This window comes from Leeia sp. (assembly GCF_041909055.1).
Classification (GTDB): domain Bacteria; phylum Pseudomonadota; class Gammaproteobacteria; order Burkholderiales; family Leeiaceae; genus Leeia; species Leeia aquatica.
This window is the reverse complement of record NZ_JAYREC010000001.1, coordinates 176,610-193,227: the sequence shown is the minus strand read 5'-3', so window position 1 is coordinate 193,227 and position 16,618 is coordinate 176,610. Positions and strand designations below refer to the sequence as shown.

Genomic DNA, 16,618 nt, shown 5'->3' with positions numbered 1-16,618 from the left:
GCGGTTTCTGCTGCTCATCATAGGCAATTCAGTGCGCAATGTGCTTGCGAAACATTGCTTGTTGAGCTTATAAAGTAGAATATCCTGCGAACAAAATTGGAATTAATGGTGGATCATGCAAAGTCTTTCGCTGGATGCGTTGGACCTGCGCATTCTGAGCCTGCTGCAGCAGGACGGGCGCATCAGTAACCAGACCCTGGCGGAGCGGGTGGCCTTGTCGCCTTCGGCCTGCTTGCGGCGGGTGCGTCTGCTGGAAGAAGCGGGCGCGATCGCTGGCTATCAGGCGATCCTCGATGCAAGGCGGCTGGGGCTGGAGCTGGAGGCCATCGTGCAGGTGTCGATGCGGCAGGACATGGAAGGCTGGCACGAGTCCTTTCTGGACGCGGTGCAGCAGTGGCCGGAGGTGGTGGCAGCCTATATCGTGACCGGTGACAGCAACTACATCCTGCGGGTGCGAGCACGCAATCTGCAGGAGTACTCCGAGTTCGCCATCAATCGCCTGTACAAGACCCGGGGGGTGATGGACATTCGCAGCAATATCGTGATGCAGCGGATCAAGGACAGTGAGGGGCGCCTACCGATGGACTTGCTGCGGCGCTGAGGTCGGTGGAGGAGGCATCCCATGCGCACGCCGCCCCCGCCACGCCAGCAGCACACTCAGTATCACCAGCGCCGCCATGGTGGTGAGCAAGGCCGGATAGGCCTGTAGCAGTGGCATGCGCGGCTGCAGCGCTTCCAGCGCATAGCCAAAGCCGGACTGGGTGAGGAAGGCGATCACGAAGTTGACCAGATTGAGGGCAGTATTGGCGCGGCCCGCCAGTTGCGGGTCAAAGCGCGCGGTCATCACCGCGTACGCCAGATTGCCCGCCATGGCGGTAAAGCTGTAGCTGCCGATCAGCAGCAAGGCAGGCCAGTCCGGGTTCCAAGCCAGCAGCAGCAAGGCGCTTCCGTTCAAGGCAGCCACGCCGCACAGCAGGGTGAGCGGAGCGATGCCACGCTTTTGCAGGCGCGACGCCACCTGCCCCCACAGCAAGGCGCCGCAAGTGGCCACCAGCGCCAGCTGGAACAGCAGATGATCGACAGTCGCCCCCGGCAGCTGCCGTACATCCCGCAGCCACTGCGCCAGCCACAAGCCCTGCATCGCCATGTGCAGGCCCATCACCAGCGCCCCGAGCGGGGCCAGCGACCAGAAACGGCGCTGGCGGAACAGTTGCCCTACGGCCTGCATGCTGTCGCGCAGCGATTCCTGCGGCCTCGCCTGTGCGGGTTCCGGCACCACCCGCCACTGGATGAAGGCGGCGAGCACGCCCACCCCGACCAGCAGCATGAACAGGCCCTGAAAGCCCAGCTGACTCAGGAGCCAGGCCACCGGCAGGGTGGCGACGATGGAACCGGCCAGCCCGGCAAACAGGATCCAGCTGTTCAGCGCTGGCAAGCGGTGCAGCGGGAACCACTCGGTATTGGCCTTGATGGCACACATCAGACAGCCGGAGACGCCCAGACCGATCAGTGCCCGCCCCAGCATCAGTCCCGTGCTACTGTTGGCCAGCCCGAACACGGCGCAGCCCGCTGCGGCGACCAGCAACAGCGCCGCATTCAAACGGCGCGGACCCAGCCGGTCCATCAGGATACCCAGCGGCAACTGCGCCAGTGCAAAGGTAAAGAAGTAAGCCGAGGTCAGCGCCCCCAGCTCGGCCTTGCTCAGCCCCATTTCATGGGTTAGCCACGGCGCAATCACCGCATTGACGGTACGCAGCAGGTAAGAGAAGAAATAACCAAGGGCAAACGGCAGCAGGATACGCGCAGGGTGATACACGGTGGGACCATGGCTTTCAGGGCATGGTTGCAGTATACGGGGGGATGGCCGCCAGCGACAGGACCTATCCGGCCAGATCAGGCACTGCCACTGGTGGTATGGGTTTGCAGCCACTGCTGCAGGTGGTCGAGGAAGGCGGCGACCTTGGACGACAGCATGCGGCGCTGCGGGTAAACCGCAAACAGGGTGTCCAGTTGGTCATCCACCACCGACTGCCAGTCTGGTAACACCCGCACCAGCCGCCCGGCACCGAGGTCGGCCGCCACCAGCCGCTCGACAAAGCGGCAGATACCCATGCCCGCCAGCGTCATGGAGCGCAGGGTTTCGGTGCAGTTGCTCTGCATATTGCCGCTCGGCGTGATCCGTTCGCGGCGTTGCCCTTTCTGAAATTGCCACACCATGTCGCGGTTACCCCGGTTGTAGGGGATGCAGTTGTGCTGCTCGAGATCGGCAGGCTGACGCGGCTGGCCGTGTCGGGCCAGGTATTGTGGGCTGGCACACAGAATACGCTCGAAGTGAAAGAGTGGGCGGGCCACCACCGTGCTGTCGTGCAGCGTCCCTTGACGGATGCCCAGGTCAAACCCGGCTTCGATCAGGTTGATGTAGTCATCGGTCTGCTGCAGGTCGAGCTTGACCTGCGGGTAACGCTCCAGAAAGGAGGGCAAGGCCGGGGCCAGATACAGATTGGTCAGGGTGTGCGGTGCCGTCAGGCGCAGGATGCCGCTGGGCTGCTGGGCAAAGCGGTTGAGCACGGCGGAGCCGCTCTCAAAGGCGTCCAGCATCGCCAGTGCATGGGGCAGGAAGTGGCGTCCGGCCTCGGTGAGCGCCACGCTGCGGGTCGAGCGGTGCAGCAGGCGGCTGTCCAACTGTTGCTCCAGCTGCTGGATCTGGCGGGTTACGGTCGACGGAGTCAGACCAAAGCGGCTGGCGGCAGAGGCAAAACTGCCATGTTCGGCGACATGGACAAACAGTTGCAAGGCTTGCAGGGTCAGCATTGTTGCTCACATCGCAATAAACTCCTCCAAGCCTAGCCGTACGCCGCAGTTTTCGCAATACGGGAAACGACGGGGAACTGTCCACAGAATGCAACAAATGCTGAAGCGGCGACTGGTATCGTTACCAAATCTGCCCGCTGCCCTGGGCGGCCAGTGGGGAGGCGGCTGTTTGGGCGGATGGTTTGCAAGTGGTTTTGCCCACGAGCAGACCGATGCCTCACCACCCGCGATGCAGCAAAAATCCTTGCCGGACATGGCTTGCATCAGCTCCCGGCTTGTGGCTAGATGAAGGCGAGGTCCGGGCATAGATCCGACCCACAAACCCGGCTACGGGTATAAAAATACAGCGCATCCCCGGATTCGCTACCTTGGAGAACCTGTCAATGAAACTGCTGCAACGTCTGTCCATCGCGCTGGCGATCGGACTGGGCTGCGGCCTGCCCGCTGTGCAGGCTGAACCGGCGCCGCTCGCCCACGGCAAACAAGTGGTGGCTTACCTGCGCACCTGGCCGCTAGGCTCCCGTGCGGCGGAGCAGGATAAGGGCGTGCACTGGCGTGCGTTGCAGATACGCGGCGACCAGCTGACCATGCTCAATATCAGCTTTGCCCTGCTGCGCAATGGCAGTGAGGTCTACCTGCCGGACCTTGAACCCCGCCCGGACTCGACCAAACAAGGCACCATTGCACCGTTCAACACCCTGTGGGATGAGGTGGCGACGCTGCAGCAGCGCTACCCGCATCTCAAGGTGAACCTGTCGATTGGCGGCTGGGGCGCGGATGGTTTTTCCGACATGGCCGCAGACCCAGCCTTGCGGCAGGCCTTCATTAACAATGTGCTGAAGCTGGTGGAACAGCACCGGCTGGCTGGGGTCGACATCGACTGGGAATACCCGGTCGGGCCGGACTGGGGCCTGCCGATCAAAACCCGTCCGCAGGACCGCGACAACTTCCCGGCCCTGCTCGAAGCCCTGCGTGCGGCGCTGGACCAGCTGGGCCAACGCACCGGGCAGCGTTATGGCCTCTCGGTAGCCGTGCCCGCCAACATCTGGTACACCCAGAAAAATGATGTACCGCGCATCACCCGCAGCGTGGATTACCTCAAGGTGATGGCGTACGACATCTACGGTGGCTGGAGCAAGCAGACCGGGCACCATACCAACTTGTTCCAGCGCCCGGATGACCCGGCCTGGGGTGGCTGGAGCGCCAAGCAGAGCATGGAGCTGTACCTGAATGCAGGCGTTCCGGCCAGCAAGCTGCTGCTGGGTACCGCCTTCTACGGTGTGGCCTGGAAGGGCGTGAAAAACGAAAACCACGGCCTGTTCCAACCTTTTGCCGCTCCCGCCTACCCGGATGGAGTCTCCTGGGGCGACATCCAGAACCTGCTGGCCAAAGGCTATACCCGCTACTGGGACGATGTGGCCAAAGCCCCCTGGCTATATAACGGCGACGAGATGATCAGCTACGAAGACGCCGAAAGCGCCCGCGCCAAGGCCGCGTGGGCCAAACAACAAGGGCTGGCCGGCATCATGGTGTGGGAGTACGGCCATAACCTGGATGGCAGCCTGTTTGAAGCCATCAATCAGGGGCTGGCGCCGTAGCCGGGTTGAAGCTGCAGGGAGAAGGATAAGGCGCAGTGTTCTACGGTTTGGGGATTACATGCAAACTTTGCTCATCCTAGAGGGTGTATAGGTTCAGGCAATGTACCCCTTAACGGGGGCATCGCTTGATTTGACGTTGAGTTGGTGAAGACTTCATCACTCAGAAATTTCGACTAGCATGCTGTGTCAGTCGTGCTATGCAACGGTAGGATAGATTTCCTCCGTGCAGATAGTTGCGAACTGTAGAACGAAGTGGTAGACGTTAGCTCGATGTTTTTGCTATAATCACCATGCGGATGAAAGTCCGAAGCCGAACACGGTTTGCTCCGTTGGCGGCAAATCCTAAAGCCACCTCGGTGGCTTTAGTTGTTTCTGGAGGGGATATGTACGTTTGCTATGTGGATGAGGCCGGGTGTACCGGGGCCTTGCCGTCTGCTAGTTCATCGGTGCAGCCAGTTTTTATTATTGCTGGGATTTTTTTACCAGCAGACCAAATATCCAGTGTCACACGAGCGTTTATTGCGTTAAAGCAGCGCTTCTTTCCCAATAGGTTGCCTCAAACCAGTCGGCACCTTGATTGGATTAAGCTTGAGATTAAGGGTGCCGATATTCGGAGGATGGCTCGCAGTACAGTCAGAAACGACCGAAGATTCGCTTACGGGGTTATTCAAGAAACGCTATCTATTCTCACTGACCATCAAGCAAAAATCGTTGGGCGGGTTTTTGTGAAGCCGATTGGCGGGGACTTTGATGGAACTTCTGTATACAGCCGCAGTGTTCAGAGAATTTGTGCTGATTTCTCACACTTTCTGGAAGGTGTGAATGATTTTGGCATAATAATTGCAGATAGTAGAAACAAGGCGAAGAACGCCAACATTTCCCACTCTGTTTTTACGCAGATGTATAGAGTACAAGGGAATCCATACAGCAAATTAGTCGAAGCGCCAACATTCGGTCACAGTGATAACCACGCGGGTTTGCAATTGACTGACATGGTGTGCTCCGCGCTCCTTTTTCCCATCGTTGCAGAGCTTTGTTGCCTTATACACATGCAGGATACAACGCACTGTCACGCGCAACATGCAACTTTACGGACAAGGTATGGCGAAAAATTGCGGCGGCTTCAGTATCAGTATGAAAGACATCAAGGATTGGGCGGTGGTATATCTCTTTCCGACCCTTTGAATGGTTTCCGTGCTGTAAGATTGTTTGAGTAAGTTTAAAACTGGATTATTATTTTCTTTTGCTCTACATGACCACACTCGCCCGACGCACAATATGGAGCGTTGCCGTGAATAGCCTCAGGCCACTACCAACTTCTTCAAGGTAAGCCTGCTGCAACACAGGTGCGCGGGGCTGTGGGGGTGCCGGATGCTACCCAGCGCTGGGCGGACTTAATGCCGCGGCAAGCGGTAGCGGCGGGCACGTTGTGCCCAGGCTTGCATGGCCTGTTCGCTCACCGCCGCGCCGTAATAGAGGCGGGCGTAGCTTGTCAGCAGGGATTGCAGCTCGCGCGCGGCGTGCGGGAAGGCCTGGCTGAGTCGGGTGGCGTAATCCAGCGGCCCCTCCTGCGGCTGACGCGGGCAGCCTGCCTTGGCCAACTGCTGGCACAGCTGCTGATAGGCGGCTTGCAGCGGGCTCAGCTTCGGCCCGCGCTGGCGCAGCAGGGGCAGGGTGGCCAGCAACAGCAGGCTGGCCAGTACCAGCCCCAGCAGGCGCGCCAGCGCCATGGCGTTGCTCTCCAGCCCCAGCCGTTCCAGCATGCCCAGTTGCTCGCGGCTGTCGTAGCTCAGAATCCACTTGTTCCAGCCGTTGACCAGACCATCCACCCCCCAGCGCAGCGAACGCATCCAGTCCGGCGTGCGCAAGGCGCGGATATCCTGCGCCCCGGCATCGTTGATGGCGGCAGCAATGCCCTGGTCAACCCGGTCAGGCGACACGGCCGCAGTCGGGTCCACCCGTACCCAGCCGCGCCCGGGCAGCCAGACTTCGGCCCAAGCGTGGGCGTCGGCCTGGCGAACGATGTAGTAATTGCTGAGGGTGTTGTATTCCCCGCCCAGATAACCCACTACTACCCGTGCCGGTACGCCGGAGGCACGCATCAGGAACACAAAGCTGGAGCTGTAGTGCTCGCAAAACCCCAGCCGGGTGCGGAACAGGAAGTCATCTACCGCCTGCTCACCCAGCGGCGGCGGCTCCAGGGTATAGCCAAATGGGGCTTGCCGGAACAAGGCCAGTGCAGCGTTGACCCGCTGCTGCGGCGTGGGCAGGCTGGCCCAGCGTGCAGCCAGCGCCCGGGCTCGCGGGTTGCCCGGTGGCAGGTACAAGGCTTGCTGCAAGGTGGGCGTGTCCATCACTTCCGGGTCTTCCGCTACGGCAGTTGCCCGGTACATCATGCGGCTGTCGACGGTGCTCTGGCGGAAGTACTCGCCATCCACCGTGAAATTGCCCCGATCATTGTCGAGCACCTGCTGACCGCGGTCCAGCAGGTAGAGCCAGCGTTGCTGGTGCGGCTCCAGGGTGACGCGATAGCGGTAACGGATCGACGCTGCCGGAATGTCGCGTGCGAATGCTCGGCGCTCCGGGCTCGGGAGCCAGCTGCGGCCGTCATAATCCCACAGCACCAGCCCTCGCCAGTACAGCTCGTCTGGCGAGGGTCGAGCCCCGCTGAACTCAGCGCGGAAGGCGACCTCGGTCGAGCGGATCAGTTGGCCGATATTGCCCGGGCTCATCAGGTCGCTGACCCCGGTGATGCCTCGGCCCGGGTCATGCTGCAATTGCCAGAGCGGGCGGTCCAGCCGGGGGAACAGCACGAACAGCACCACCAGCCAGGGCAGGCCATACAGTTGCAGCCGTCCAAGGAAACGCCACGCCGACAGCTGCCCCTCGATCGACGGGTGGCAGAGGTAGAGTCCGTTGCGCAGGACAAAGATCGCGCTGACCAACACATAAGCCGCCAGCCAGAACGGCTGTCCATACAGGAACAAGGTCAGCAGCAGGAAAAAGGCAAGCAGGAAACAGAACTGTGCATCGCGCAGCTGGCGGCTTTCCAGCAGCTTGAGCGCACCAAACAGCACCAGGATGGATACCGCCAGTTCACGGTTGAAACCATTGCCGTCGCGCAGGTTCAGCACGATCACCAGCAGCAGGGCAGCAATACTGATCACCGACAGCAGCAGCCGGGGCGGCGGTGGCCAGCGCCGCCACAAGCGCAGTGCCTGCCAGCCGAGCGCCAGCCCCACCAGCGCACTCAGCCACACGGGCAGGTTCCAGCCATGCGGCAGCAACACCAGCAGCAGCTGGCTGAGCAGACGCCGCTGCTCTAGCGCGGTCAACGGGCGGCTCAAGGCTGCCCCCAGGTGGCCAGCGCTTCCAGACACTGCCGCAGCTGTGCCGGGCCGTGACCCAGCGGTACTTCCTGTCCCGGCAGCCGCAGGCCGTAGTCGATTTCTTCCTGCTCGGCCCGCAGTACCCAGCGGGTCAGCCGCGACAGGCGGGCTTCGTCCGACAAGCCGGCGGGCAGGGTGTGCCAGTCCAGCCAGCGCTCCAGCCGCTCGCCTTGCTGGCCGACGCGGGTCAGCCAGCTGTCCAGCCGCGCGCTGTGTTTCCAGGCTATGCTGCGCAGCGGGTCGCCGGGGCGGTACGGGCGCAACTGGTCCGGGTGGTCGTCGTCCAGCCGGGAGGCGCTGGATTGCTCATCGGGCTGGGTGCTGGCCGGGGCGGCAGGCGCATCGGCTTCTGGCTGTGGATAGACCAGTACCCGTAGCGGCAGGTCGCTATAGCTCCAGCAACGAAACAGGGCGAGTGGAAAGCGGCTGGTGATGGTCTGCCGGGGCAAGGTAATCCACCCCCGGCGCACGGGTTGCCACGGCAGCAGGCAGTGGACACTGCCACCAGTAGGCAGGTCCACTGCCTGGGCGTGCTGGTCGTGGCAGTGCAGTTCCAGCCCGAAGCGGGCGTACCCTGCCGGGATGCTGAGCTCGACCGGCAGCCAGGCGGTTTGCCCCAGAAATACCGGCTCGGCTTCCCCGGCGCGCAACGCTACCGCCAGCAGATTGCGGTAGGCATGCCACATCACGGCAAAGCCCAGCCCGGTCAGCGCAAAGGTAAGCAGCAAGCCGAGGTTGAGCATGTAGTTGAGCGCAGTCAGCAGCATGGTCAACAGCAGCACGGCAAAGGCCAGACCGTGCAGGGTGGGCAGGATGTACAGGCGGCGGCGGTCCAGCTGCAGCACCCCGTTGACCGGCAGGTGCGGGCGGCTCAGCCACTGGCGGATACGGCCCAGCGGGGTCAGGCTGGAGGCAGAAACGGCGGACATGCCGACTCAGGGCAAGGGGATGTCGAGCAGCAGCTGCGAAACCTGCTGCAGGCTGGCGCCTGCGCCGCTGGCTGCTTGCAGGCGGTGCGCTGCCACATGCGGGAATACGGCCTGCACATCCTCCGGCAACACCATGTCCCGCCCGGCCAGCAAGGCCCAGCTGCGCGCGACCGCCAGCAGGGCGAGGCCAGCGCGGGGCGAGAGGCCATACTGGAAGCGCTGCGGGTCACGGGTGGCGTGTATCAGGGCCATCACGTAGTCGATCAACGGATCGGCGGCATGCACCGCGCTGGCGTCTGCCTGCAAGGCGCGCACCTGCTCGATGCGCAGCGCCTGTTGCACCTCAGCCATGCGCTGGCCCTGGTAGAGGGCCTTCTCGAAGCGGGCGTCCGGGTAGCCCAGCGACAGGCGCAGGGTGAAGCGGTCCAGCTGCGATTCGGGCAGCGGATGGGTGCCGATCTGGGTCAGCGGGTTTTGCGTGGCGATCACGAAGAAGGGGTCGGGCAGCGCATAGGTGGTGCCATCATGCGTCACCTGCCGCTCGGCCATCGCTTCCAGCAAGGCGCTCTGCGCCTTGGGACTGGCGCGATTGATCTCGTCCGCCAGCACCAGCTGGCTGAACAGCGGCCCACGGTGAAACTCGAACTGGCCGGTTTCCCGCACATAGATGGAAATACCGATCAGGTCGGCGGGCAACAGGTCGCTGGTGAATTGCACCCGCTGATAACCAAGGCCCAGCGTTTGTGCCAGCGCGTGCGCCAGCGTGGTCTTGCCGACACCGGGTACGTCCTCCAGCAGCAGGTGGCCGCGCGCCAGTAAACAGGCCAGCGCCAGACGAATCTGCTGCGGCTTGCCGAGCAGCTGCTGCCCGAGCTGGGTGAGTGCCTGTTGCAGGACCGGATGCGCGGGGGCTGTAGCCACTGCCGCGCTCTTGCTATGATGTGAGGTGAACATGCTGTTTATTCTAGCTGCCGCACGGCAAACTGTGGTGACCATGCCTAAAATAAATCATGGCAATGACATGCGTAGTGAGGCGGAGCCCCTGCTCGAAGAACTGATCCGGCGGGTGTCTGGCGGACTGCTGGCGCGGTTGACGCTGGGCCTGTTCTGCGCCTGGCTGGCGCAAGGGCTGCGGCAACAGGGCTGGCTGCCGGCCTGGCTGGCGCATGCGGTGGCGATCCCGGCGCTGGCACTGGTGGGCTGTGCCTTGCTGAACATGCTGCGGCTGGGGCTGGAGCGCCGCCGCCTGCAGCAACGTGCGCCGGGTGAGCCGGTGCCGTGGCCGCAGTTACCCTTGCTGTCCGCCTGGCGTCGCCGCCTCGGCTGGTAAACCGAATGCAAATGACCTGAAACGGGAGTACACATGAAGAAGATTGACGCCATCATCAAGCCGTTCAAACTGGACGAAGTGCGCGAGGCGCTGTCCGAAGTCGGCATCACCGGCATGACGGTGAGCGAGGTCAAGGGCTTTGGCCGGCAGAAAGGGCATACCGAGCTGTATCGCGGTGCCGAATATGTGGTGGATTTCCTGCCCAAGGTGAAGCTGGAGATGGTGATTGCAGACGAACTAGTGGACGCTGCCATTGATGCCATCACCAAGGCGGCACGCACCGGCAAGATTGGAGATGGCAAGATTTTCGTGATGCCGGTGGAGCAGGTGGTGCGCATCCGCACCGGTGAGCAGAACGAAGACGCGGTTTAAGGGACAGACTGCTGGCGGGGCGTTGACGCACCCCAAGCCTCAAGGCCCGTCAGACCCGCTTCAGGTGCGACAGCACTGCTTATTGCGGGGCGGTGCCGCTGCTCTGATTATCCAGGTATTTTTGCTCGATCTCACGGTAGGTGCCGCGTGCCTTGAGGGCACGCAAGGCATTGTTGAAGCGGTCCCGCATGGCCGGGTCGCGGAACAGGACCTTGTATTCGGTGGGCGGAAACAGGGCAAATTGCTGGATAGGCTGTTTGACATCCACCAGGCTGGCGGCTTCCTGGTTGAAGTAACGGAAGATCAGCCGGTCACCAATCACCACGTCTACCCGACCACTGTAGAGCAGCTTGTTCTGGATTACCTGGGGGGAGACCTCCTGATAGGAGGGGGATTTGTCCACCGCGTTGCGGTAGCGCTCGCCCAGATTGAGCTTGGCATTCTGGAAGGCGGCCACACTGTAGCCCGCCAGATCTTCAATGTTGTTGAGGACGATACCCCGCTTGGCCAACACGGTGGCGACATTCTGATAGCTGATGTAAGCGTCGGAGTACGCCCCCTCCAGCCCGCTGCTCTCCCGCATGGTGGCCAGCGCATCAATGTCCGCATTTTTGAACAGCAGCACGCCTCGCGCAGGCGGGGTGAAGTCCGCCTGCAGCTGGTAGCCCATCAGCTGCACCGCCTGGTTGACGATCTCGTAATCCAGGCCCGAGCGGTTGGGCTCATGAATGTAAGGCGGTTTGTGCACGCCGAACAGCACTTTCAGCACAGGCCGATCAGCATGGGCTATACCAGCAAGCAGCAAACCCGCCAGCAACAGCAGGGTTCGCCGGATGGGGAGGGTGGGTGGTTCCATGGGGCCAGTATAGTCCAGAATCAGGCGCTTGCAGCTGTTTCTGCGGCCTCTCCCAGCCAGGCCATCAGGTCAGTCAGCAGGCCGCGCAGCTCGGCGATCTGGATGGTGAGGGTGGCCTCGATCAGCGCGCGCTGGTCGTCGGCATGGCTGTCGGTCACCTGATCCTGCACCAGATCGAGGAACTTGATGCGGCGCACCTGCCAATCCTCGGTCAGTACAAAGCTCACCCGGTTCTGCCATTGCAAGCCCAGCTTGACCGGCTGCTTGCCGGTGGCCAGGTGCGCGGCCACTTCCGGCAGCGACAGGTTGTGGCGGGCAAAGCGCACCACGCTCTGTGTGTCCCCCGCGCCTTTCAGCTCGCAATCACTGTCCAGCTGGAATAATTGCAGCTCCTGCTCTTCGGCAGGGGTGAGCAGCAGGTCGGCCATCTTGCTGGCCGGGGATTGCGCGGCATCCGGTCGTTCCAGCCTTACCCCTTCTACCGCCTGCAACAGGGCGCTGATCACCCCTTCAGCCTTGCCCGCGTTGGCGGCGTCGACCAGCAGCCAGCCACTCTCCGGGTCCAGCACCGCGTGGGTGCGGCTGAAGCGGCTGAAGGCGCGCGGCAGCAGCTCGTCCTCGATCTGCTCCTTCAGCGTCTGCTTTTCCTTGCGGCCGACTCGGCGTGCCTCGGTGGCTTCGATATGCGCCATCTTGTCCGCCAAAGTCTGATTGACCACGCTGGACGGCAGCAGCTTGTCCTCATTCTTCAGCGAGAACCACAGCGCGCCACCGCCAGCCACCACCAGCTCATCCAGTCCGTAAGGTTCAGCCCAGCCGCTATGGCTGCGGTCCAGCCGGGTGCAGCCGCTGAAGGCACGGGCAGCCATCTGTTCGGCCAGGGCTTCCGCGCTGAGGGTGAACGGGGTGGAGAGACGGTAGAGCTGCAGATTCTTGAACCACATGGGCTGTTGTTTCCTGATGAGGGTGATACCGGGCTGGCATTTTACACTGCGACGGAGGGCTCAGGGCAGGGTGTGCAGGCCCCCGCTGCGGCGGGCGGCTTCCTCTGCCTCGCTGGGGGCACCCTCGCGGCTGAGCGTGGTGACCCAGCGGCCATCCTGCCAGGCGTGCTCCTGATAGCGGATGCGACCGTCTGCCAGACATTCCTGTATCCGGCGGGAGAGGGGCCGCAATATCCCGTTGGGCAGCCAGTAACGTTCATAGTGGAAAGCCTGCCCGGCGCAACCGGCATTGTCGATACCGGACTCCAGCCGATGTTCGTTCTGTGCCAGTCGCAGATTGGGCAGGGCGGAAAGGGCGGCGTCGTACTGCAAGCGCTGGCGGCTGGGCTGGAAGCGCCAGACCTCGGAGCGGATGCTGCGGCATTGGCCATCGGTGCAGCCCCGCAGCCACAGATCAGCATGGTGGTCAAAATCCAGGTCAGCCCAGTAGGCGTCTGGCCCGGACAGCACATAGCAGCCCTGGCTGTGCAGTACCTGTTGGCGGTAACGCAGGGTGACCGTAGTGCAGCCTTGCGCGGTCTCTACCATTTCGGCACGCACCCGGCCAGAGGCCGCATGCTGATCCAGCCGCTGTACGGGCAGGGTGGCGGATTGCAGTGGCATGGCAAGGCAAAGCAACAGCAGGCTGTAACGCAGCATGAGGGTTCCGTGGTGCAGACGTGGCATTCAGACGTCATCATGCATGGAAAAGTTGCAGCTTGTTCAGGCGGCGTCGCCATCTTGTAATAGAATCCGCCCACGACTTCGCAAACTGCCCTGATGGAACCTTTTGACATCCCGTCCTTCCTGAAAACCCTGCCGCTGCTGCCGGGGGTCTACCGCATGCTGGCGGCAGATGGAAGCGTGCTGTACGTCGGCAAGGCCAAGGCCTTGCGGCGGCGGGTGACCTCGTACTTCCAGAAAACCGACCATTCGCCGCGCATCCGGCTGATGGTGGCGCAGGTGGTGCGCATCGAGGTGACGGTGACCCGCAGCGAAGCCGAAGCGCTGCTGCTGGAAAACAACCTGATCAAGGGCTTGCGCCCCAAATACAACATCCTGTTTCGGGATGACAAAAGCTACCCGTATATCCGGGTCAGCGGCCATGCCTACCCGCGCATCTCGTCCTATCGCGGCGGGGTGGACAAGCAGCACCAGTATTTCGGGCCGTTCCCCAATGCTTGGGCGGTGCGGGAAAGCGTGCACCTGTTGCAACGCATTTTCCGGCTGCGCACCTGTGAGGACAGTGTATTCAGCAACCGTTCGCGGCCCTGCCTGCTGTATCAGATCAAGCGCTGCTCCGGGCCGTGTGTCGGCCTGATCAGCGAAGAAGACTACGCCACCGATGTGAATGCAGCGCGGCTGCTGCTGGAAGGCAAGCAGCGCGATGTGGTGGAGCGCCTCACCCAGCAGATGCAGGCACACGCCGAAGCCTTTGAATACGAACAGGCGGCGGTGCTGCGTGACCAGATCCAGCAGCTGCAGGCGGTACAGGAAAAGCAGTTTGTCTCCAGCAACGCCAGCCAGCTCGACACCGATATCATCGCGGTGGTGGTGGAGCAGGGTATGGCCTGCGTCAATCTGGTGATGGTGCGCGGTGGGCGGCAACTGGGCGACAAGGCGATGTTCCCCGGCGCGCTGTCCGACGGCACCACCGAGGCCGAAGTGCTGGAGGCCTTTGTACTGCAGCACTATCTGGAGCTGCCCCCTCCGGCGCTGATTGTGCTCAGCCAGCCGATGGAAGATGAAGGGCTGGCCGACCTGCTGTCGCAGCAGGCCGGACGCAAGGTCAAACTCAACAGCAACCCGAATGGCGAGCGGCGGGTCTGGCTGCAGATGGCGGAAAAGAACGCCCGCCTGGCGCTGCAGCAACGGTTGCTGTCGCGCGCGGCGCAGGACCAGCGGCTGTCCGCCCTGACCGAGGCGCTGAACCTGGGGGCGGTGGCGCGCATCGAATGCTTTGACATCAGCCATACCCAGGGCGAGGCCACCGTGGCGTCCTGCGTGGTATACGACCGCCTGGCGATGCAGCCGGGCGAATACCGTCGCTTTAATATCACCGACATCACGCCGGGGGATGATTTCGCCGCCATGCGGCAGGCACTGACCCGCCGTTATGGCAAACTGGCAGCAGCCAAGGCGGCGGGTGAAGAGGCCCGGCTGCCGGACTTGCTGCTGATTGATGGCGGGCTGGGGCAGGTGAATGTGGCGCTGGAAGTGCTGAACGAAGTGGGCCTGCCGGACCTCGATATTGTCGGGGTCGCCAAGGGAGTGGAGCGCAAACCGGGTCTGGAGACCTTGATTGTGCCGCAACAAGGCCTAACCTTGAATCTGGCGACCGATGCACCGGCGCTGCACCTGATCCAGCAGATTCGTGATGAGGCCCATCGTTTTGCCATTACCGGACACCGGGCGCGGCGCGGCAAGGCACGCACCCAGTCCTCATTGCAAGAGATTGAAGGGGTCGGCGCCAAGCGCCGGCAACGTTTACTGACCCAGTTTGGTGGCCTGCAGGGTTTGCTGGCCGCCAGCGAGGATGATATCGCCGCCGTGCCCGGCATTGGTGCCGCACTGGCTGAACGCATTTACCGGCAACTACACCCATGACCCTGAACCTGCCTACCCTGCTGACCTGGCTGCGCATCATCCTGATCCCGCTGTTCATGGGCATCTACTACCTGCCGCTGACCATGCTCTCCATGCCGGACAAGAACCTGCTGGCCACCGGTTTCTTCGTGCTGGCCGCCGTCACCGACTGGCTGGATGGCTACCTGGCGCGAGCGCTGAACCAGACCTCCGCCTTTGGCGCTTTCCTCGACCCGGTGGCCGACAAGCTGATGGTGGCTGCGGCACTGGTGATGCTGGTGCAGCTGGACCGCGCCGACCCGGCACTGGCTGCCATCATCATTGGCCGTGAAATCACCATCTCCGCCCTGCGCGAGTGGATGGCCGAGCTGGGTGCCCGCAAGAGCGTGGCAGTGTCCTATGTCGGCAAACTGAAAACCGCAGCGCAAATGGCCGCCATCACCGCCTTGCTGTACGACCTACCGCTGATCCCGGGGCTGGCAACCCGCCTGGCCGGTGAATGGCTGCTGGTGATCGCGGTGGTGCTTACCCTGTGGTCGATGGTCTACTACCTGCGTCAGGCGTGGCCGCTGCTCTCGGGGCGTGCCGGGCGCTGAGCGGGGTCGGGCTGTCGTGGTTTACATGTAAAAAAGGCCACCCCGAGGGGTGGCCTGTCAAGTCCCCCTGGGCTTAAGGGGTGATGCGCAGTTCGGTTTGCGGATCAAAAAACGAGAGCGATGGCAAATCGAACTGTAGAGAGAGCCGTGATGTGCCGTGCTTCATCTGGCGCGGCAACAAGCGAGCGGCAACGGTGGCGCCGTTGACACTGCCATAAATGTAGGTGTCGGCCCCGGTCGGCTCTACCCGGTCAATCGGCAAGGGCAGATGGTCTTCGCTGAGGCTGCGTGCCTCATGAAAGTGTTCCGGGCGGATGCCCAGAATCACCTGCTTGCCGTCCCATTGACGGTCCCGCACCGGGCCGACCACCAGCTTGCGGTCGCCGACTGAGGTCACGAAATCGCAGGTCCACTGTCCGTCAATCTCCTGCAGGGTGACCGGGATGAAGTTCATTGACGGCGAGCCAATGAAACCGGCTACGTAGAGGGTGCTGGGCTGGTTGTAGATTTCTTCCGGCGTACCGTATTGCAGCACGCGGCCTTCCCGCATCACCGCAATACGGTCGCCCAGTGTCATCGCTTCCACCTGATCGTGCGTGACGTAGACGATGGTGGCACCGACGCGCTGGTGCAGCTGCTTGATCTCGCTGCGCATCTCCACGCGTAGCTTGGCGTCCAGATTGGACAGTGGCTCGTCGAACAGGAAGATGGCCGGGTTACGTGCCAGCGCACGCCCCATTGCCACCCGCTGCCGCTGACCGCCGGAGAGTTGCGAGGGGCGGCGGTCGAGCAGATGGTCAATCTGCAGGGTCTTGGCCACCCGTTTGACCACCGCTTCCCGTTCTTCTTTCGGCACCTTGCGCATTTCCAGCGCAAACTCGATGTTCTTTTGCACCGTCATGCCGGGGTAGAGGGCATAGGACTGGAACACCATGGCGATGTCCCGGTCTTTCGGGCTCAGGTCGTTGACCCGGCGGCTGCCGATGTGGATCTCGCCGTGCTCGATGTCCTCCAGACCGGCGATCATGTTGAGCAGGGTGGACTTGCCGCAGCCGGAGGAGCCGACCAGGATGACAAACTCGCCGTGGTTGACGGTGAGGTTGATGCCCTTGAGGATGTCGTTTTTGCCGTAGGCTTTGCGAACATCACGAATTTGCAGTCCAGACAT

16 protein-coding genes are annotated in these 16,618 nt (G+C 62.5%); 7 read left to right on the top strand and 9 right to left on the bottom strand.

Annotated elements, in window-relative coordinates:
• The first annotated feature begins 115 nt into the window (after positions 1-115).
• Positions 116-601 carry an Lrp/AsnC family transcriptional regulator gene (locus ACE3O2_RS01285; RefSeq protein ID WP_168876045.1) on the top strand — a complete coding sequence of 162 codons (486 nt, stop codon included), beginning with the start codon at positions 116-118 and terminating at the stop codon, positions 599-601.
• On the opposite strand, the gene ACE3O2_RS01280 is transcribed toward ACE3O2_RS01285, so the two are convergent.
• Together ACE3O2_RS01280 and ACE3O2_RS01275 are read right to left on the bottom strand one after the other, a co-directional pair.
• Entirely contained in the window at positions 575-1,816 is a 1,242-nt protein-coding gene (locus ACE3O2_RS01280) for an MFS transporter (protein WP_374334484.1), read from the bottom strand. The two genes, ACE3O2_RS01285 and ACE3O2_RS01280, sit on opposite strands and share 27 nt — an antisense overlap.
• Positions 1,817-1,893: 77 nt before the next feature.
• Entirely contained in the window at positions 1,894-2,811 is a 918-nt protein-coding gene (locus tag ACE3O2_RS01275; protein WP_374334483.1) for a LysR family transcriptional regulator, read from the bottom strand.
• 383 nt (positions 2,812-3,194) lie between these two features.
• Here ACE3O2_RS01275 and ACE3O2_RS01270 point away from each other — a divergent pair, with 383 nt between their 5' ends.
• Positions 3,195-4,409, top strand: a complete 1,215-nt coding sequence (locus ACE3O2_RS01270) for a glycoside hydrolase family 18 protein (protein ID WP_374334482.1) — start codon at positions 3,195-3,197, stop codon at positions 4,407-4,409.
• A 290-nt stretch (positions 4,410-4,699) separates the two neighbouring features.
• Positions 4,700-5,626, top strand: coding sequence for a DUF3800 domain-containing protein (locus ACE3O2_RS01265; RefSeq protein WP_374334481.1), 927 nt, complete (start codon positions 4,700-4,702; stop codon positions 5,624-5,626).
• 177 nt (positions 5,627-5,803) lie between these two features.
• On the opposite strand, the gene ACE3O2_RS01260 is transcribed toward ACE3O2_RS01265, so the two are convergent.
• The 3 genes from ACE3O2_RS01260 to ACE3O2_RS01250 are packed head-to-tail and all read right to left on the bottom strand — an operon-like array spanning position 5,804 to position 9,681.
• Positions 5,804-7,756 (bottom strand): DUF3488 and DUF4129 domain-containing transglutaminase family protein, encoded by a 1,953-nt coding sequence (locus ACE3O2_RS01260; RefSeq protein WP_374334480.1) that lies wholly within the window; start codon positions 7,754-7,756, stop codon positions 5,804-5,806.
• The gene (locus ACE3O2_RS01255) at positions 7,753-8,727 is read right to left on the bottom strand and encodes a DUF58 domain-containing protein (protein WP_374334479.1); all 975 of its coding nucleotides are present in this window, start codon (positions 8,725-8,727) and stop codon (positions 7,753-7,755) included. The genes ACE3O2_RS01260 and ACE3O2_RS01255 overlap by 4 nt, the downstream gene beginning before the upstream one ends.
• 6 nt (positions 8,728-8,733) lie before the next feature.
• Positions 8,734-9,681, bottom strand: a complete 948-nt coding sequence (locus ACE3O2_RS01250; protein WP_374334478.1) for an AAA family ATPase — start codon at positions 9,679-9,681, stop codon at positions 8,734-8,736.
• A 67-nt stretch (positions 9,682-9,748) separates the two neighbouring features.
• Between ACE3O2_RS01250 and ACE3O2_RS01245 the strand changes: the two genes are divergently transcribed.
• A complete protein-coding gene (locus tag ACE3O2_RS01245; RefSeq protein ID WP_374334477.1) occupies positions 9,749-10,057 on the top strand; it encodes a hypothetical protein in 309 nt (102 codons plus the stop codon).
• 33 nt (positions 10,058-10,090) lie between these two features.
• Positions 10,091-10,429 (top strand): P-II family nitrogen regulator, encoded by a 339-nt coding sequence (locus ACE3O2_RS01240; RefSeq protein ID WP_168876034.1) that lies wholly within the window; start codon positions 10,091-10,093, stop codon positions 10,427-10,429.
• 79 nt (positions 10,430-10,508) lie between these two features.
• On the opposite strand, the gene ACE3O2_RS01235 is transcribed toward ACE3O2_RS01240, so the two are convergent.
• The 3 genes from ACE3O2_RS01235 to ACE3O2_RS01225 are packed head-to-tail and all read right to left on the bottom strand — an operon-like array spanning position 10,509 to position 12,928.
• Entirely contained in the window at positions 10,509-11,285 is a 777-nt protein-coding gene (locus ACE3O2_RS01235) for a substrate-binding periplasmic protein (RefSeq protein WP_374334476.1), read from the bottom strand.
• Between the two features lie 20 nt (positions 11,286-11,305).
• Complete coding sequence (locus ACE3O2_RS01230) at positions 11,306-12,229, bottom strand: recombination-associated protein RdgC (protein WP_374334475.1); 924 nt, start codon at positions 12,227-12,229, stop codon at positions 11,306-11,308.
• Between the two features lie 60 nt (positions 12,230-12,289).
• Positions 12,290-12,928, bottom strand: coding sequence for a hypothetical protein (locus ACE3O2_RS01225; protein WP_374334474.1), 639 nt, complete (start codon positions 12,926-12,928; stop codon positions 12,290-12,292).
• Positions 12,929-13,048: 120 nt separating this feature from the next.
• Between ACE3O2_RS01225 and uvrC the strand changes: the two genes are divergently transcribed.
• Together uvrC and pgsA are read left to right on the top strand one after the other, a co-directional pair.
• Entirely contained in the window at positions 13,049-14,875 is a 1,827-nt protein-coding gene (uvrC, locus tag ACE3O2_RS01220; protein WP_374334473.1) for an excinuclease ABC subunit UvrC, read from the top strand.
• The gene (gene pgsA / locus ACE3O2_RS01215; RefSeq protein ID WP_374334472.1) at positions 14,872-15,450 is read left to right on the top strand and encodes a CDP-diacylglycerol--glycerol-3-phosphate 3-phosphatidyltransferase; all 579 of its coding nucleotides are present in this window, start codon (positions 14,872-14,874) and stop codon (positions 15,448-15,450) included. The genes uvrC and pgsA overlap by 4 nt, the downstream gene beginning before the upstream one ends.
• Positions 15,451-15,523: 73 nt before the next feature.
• On the opposite strand, the gene ACE3O2_RS01210 is transcribed toward pgsA, so the two are convergent.
• The gene (locus ACE3O2_RS01210; protein WP_374334471.1) at positions 15,524-16,618 is read right to left on the bottom strand and encodes an ABC transporter ATP-binding protein; all 1,095 of its coding nucleotides are present in this window, start codon (positions 16,616-16,618) and stop codon (positions 15,524-15,526) included.

Excerpts from the sequence above, each read along its gene's own strand:
- ACE3O2_RS01225 (WP_374334474.1), bottom strand. The coding sequence starts at position 12,928 with ATGCTGCGTTACAGCCTGCTGTTGCTTTGCCTTGCCATGCCACTGCAA.
- uvrC (WP_374334473.1), top strand. The coding sequence starts at position 13,049 with ATGGAACCTTTTGACATCCCGTCCTTCCTGAAAACCCTGCCGCTGCTG.
- ACE3O2_RS01285 (WP_168876045.1), top strand. The coding sequence starts at position 116 with ATGCAAAGTCTTTCGCTGGATGCGTTGGACCTGCGCATTCTGAGCCTG.
- ACE3O2_RS01275 (WP_374334483.1), bottom strand. The coding sequence starts at position 2,811 with ATGCTGACCCTGCAAGCCTTGCAACTGTTTGTCCATGTCGCCGAACAT.
- ACE3O2_RS01210 (WP_374334471.1), bottom strand. The coding sequence starts at position 16,618 with ATGTCTGGACTGCAAATTCGTGATGTTCGCAAAGCCTACGGCAAAAAC.
- pgsA (WP_374334472.1), top strand. The coding sequence starts at position 14,872 with ATGACCCTGAACCTGCCTACCCTGCTGACCTGGCTGCGCATCATCCTG.
- ACE3O2_RS01240 (WP_168876034.1), top strand. The coding sequence starts at position 10,091 with ATGAAGAAGATTGACGCCATCATCAAGCCGTTCAAACTGGACGAAGTG.
- ACE3O2_RS01250 (WP_374334478.1), bottom strand. The coding sequence starts at position 9,681 with ATGTTCACCTCACATCATAGCAAGAGCGCGGCAGTGGCTACAGCCCCC.
- ACE3O2_RS01270 (WP_374334482.1), top strand. The coding sequence starts at position 3,195 with ATGAAACTGCTGCAACGTCTGTCCATCGCGCTGGCGATCGGACTGGGC.
- ACE3O2_RS01230 (WP_374334475.1), bottom strand. The coding sequence starts at position 12,229 with ATGTGGTTCAAGAATCTGCAGCTCTACCGTCTCTCCACCCCGTTCACC.
- ACE3O2_RS01255 (WP_374334479.1), bottom strand. The coding sequence starts at position 8,727 with ATGTCCGCCGTTTCTGCCTCCAGCCTGACCCCGCTGGGCCGTATCCGC.
- ACE3O2_RS01245 (WP_374334477.1), top strand. The coding sequence starts at position 9,749 with ATGCGTAGTGAGGCGGAGCCCCTGCTCGAAGAACTGATCCGGCGGGTG.
- ACE3O2_RS01235 (WP_374334476.1), bottom strand. The coding sequence starts at position 11,285 with ATGGAACCACCCACCCTCCCCATCCGGCGAACCCTGCTGTTGCTGGCG.
- ACE3O2_RS01265 (WP_374334481.1), top strand. The coding sequence starts at position 4,700 with ATGCGGATGAAAGTCCGAAGCCGAACACGGTTTGCTCCGTTGGCGGCA.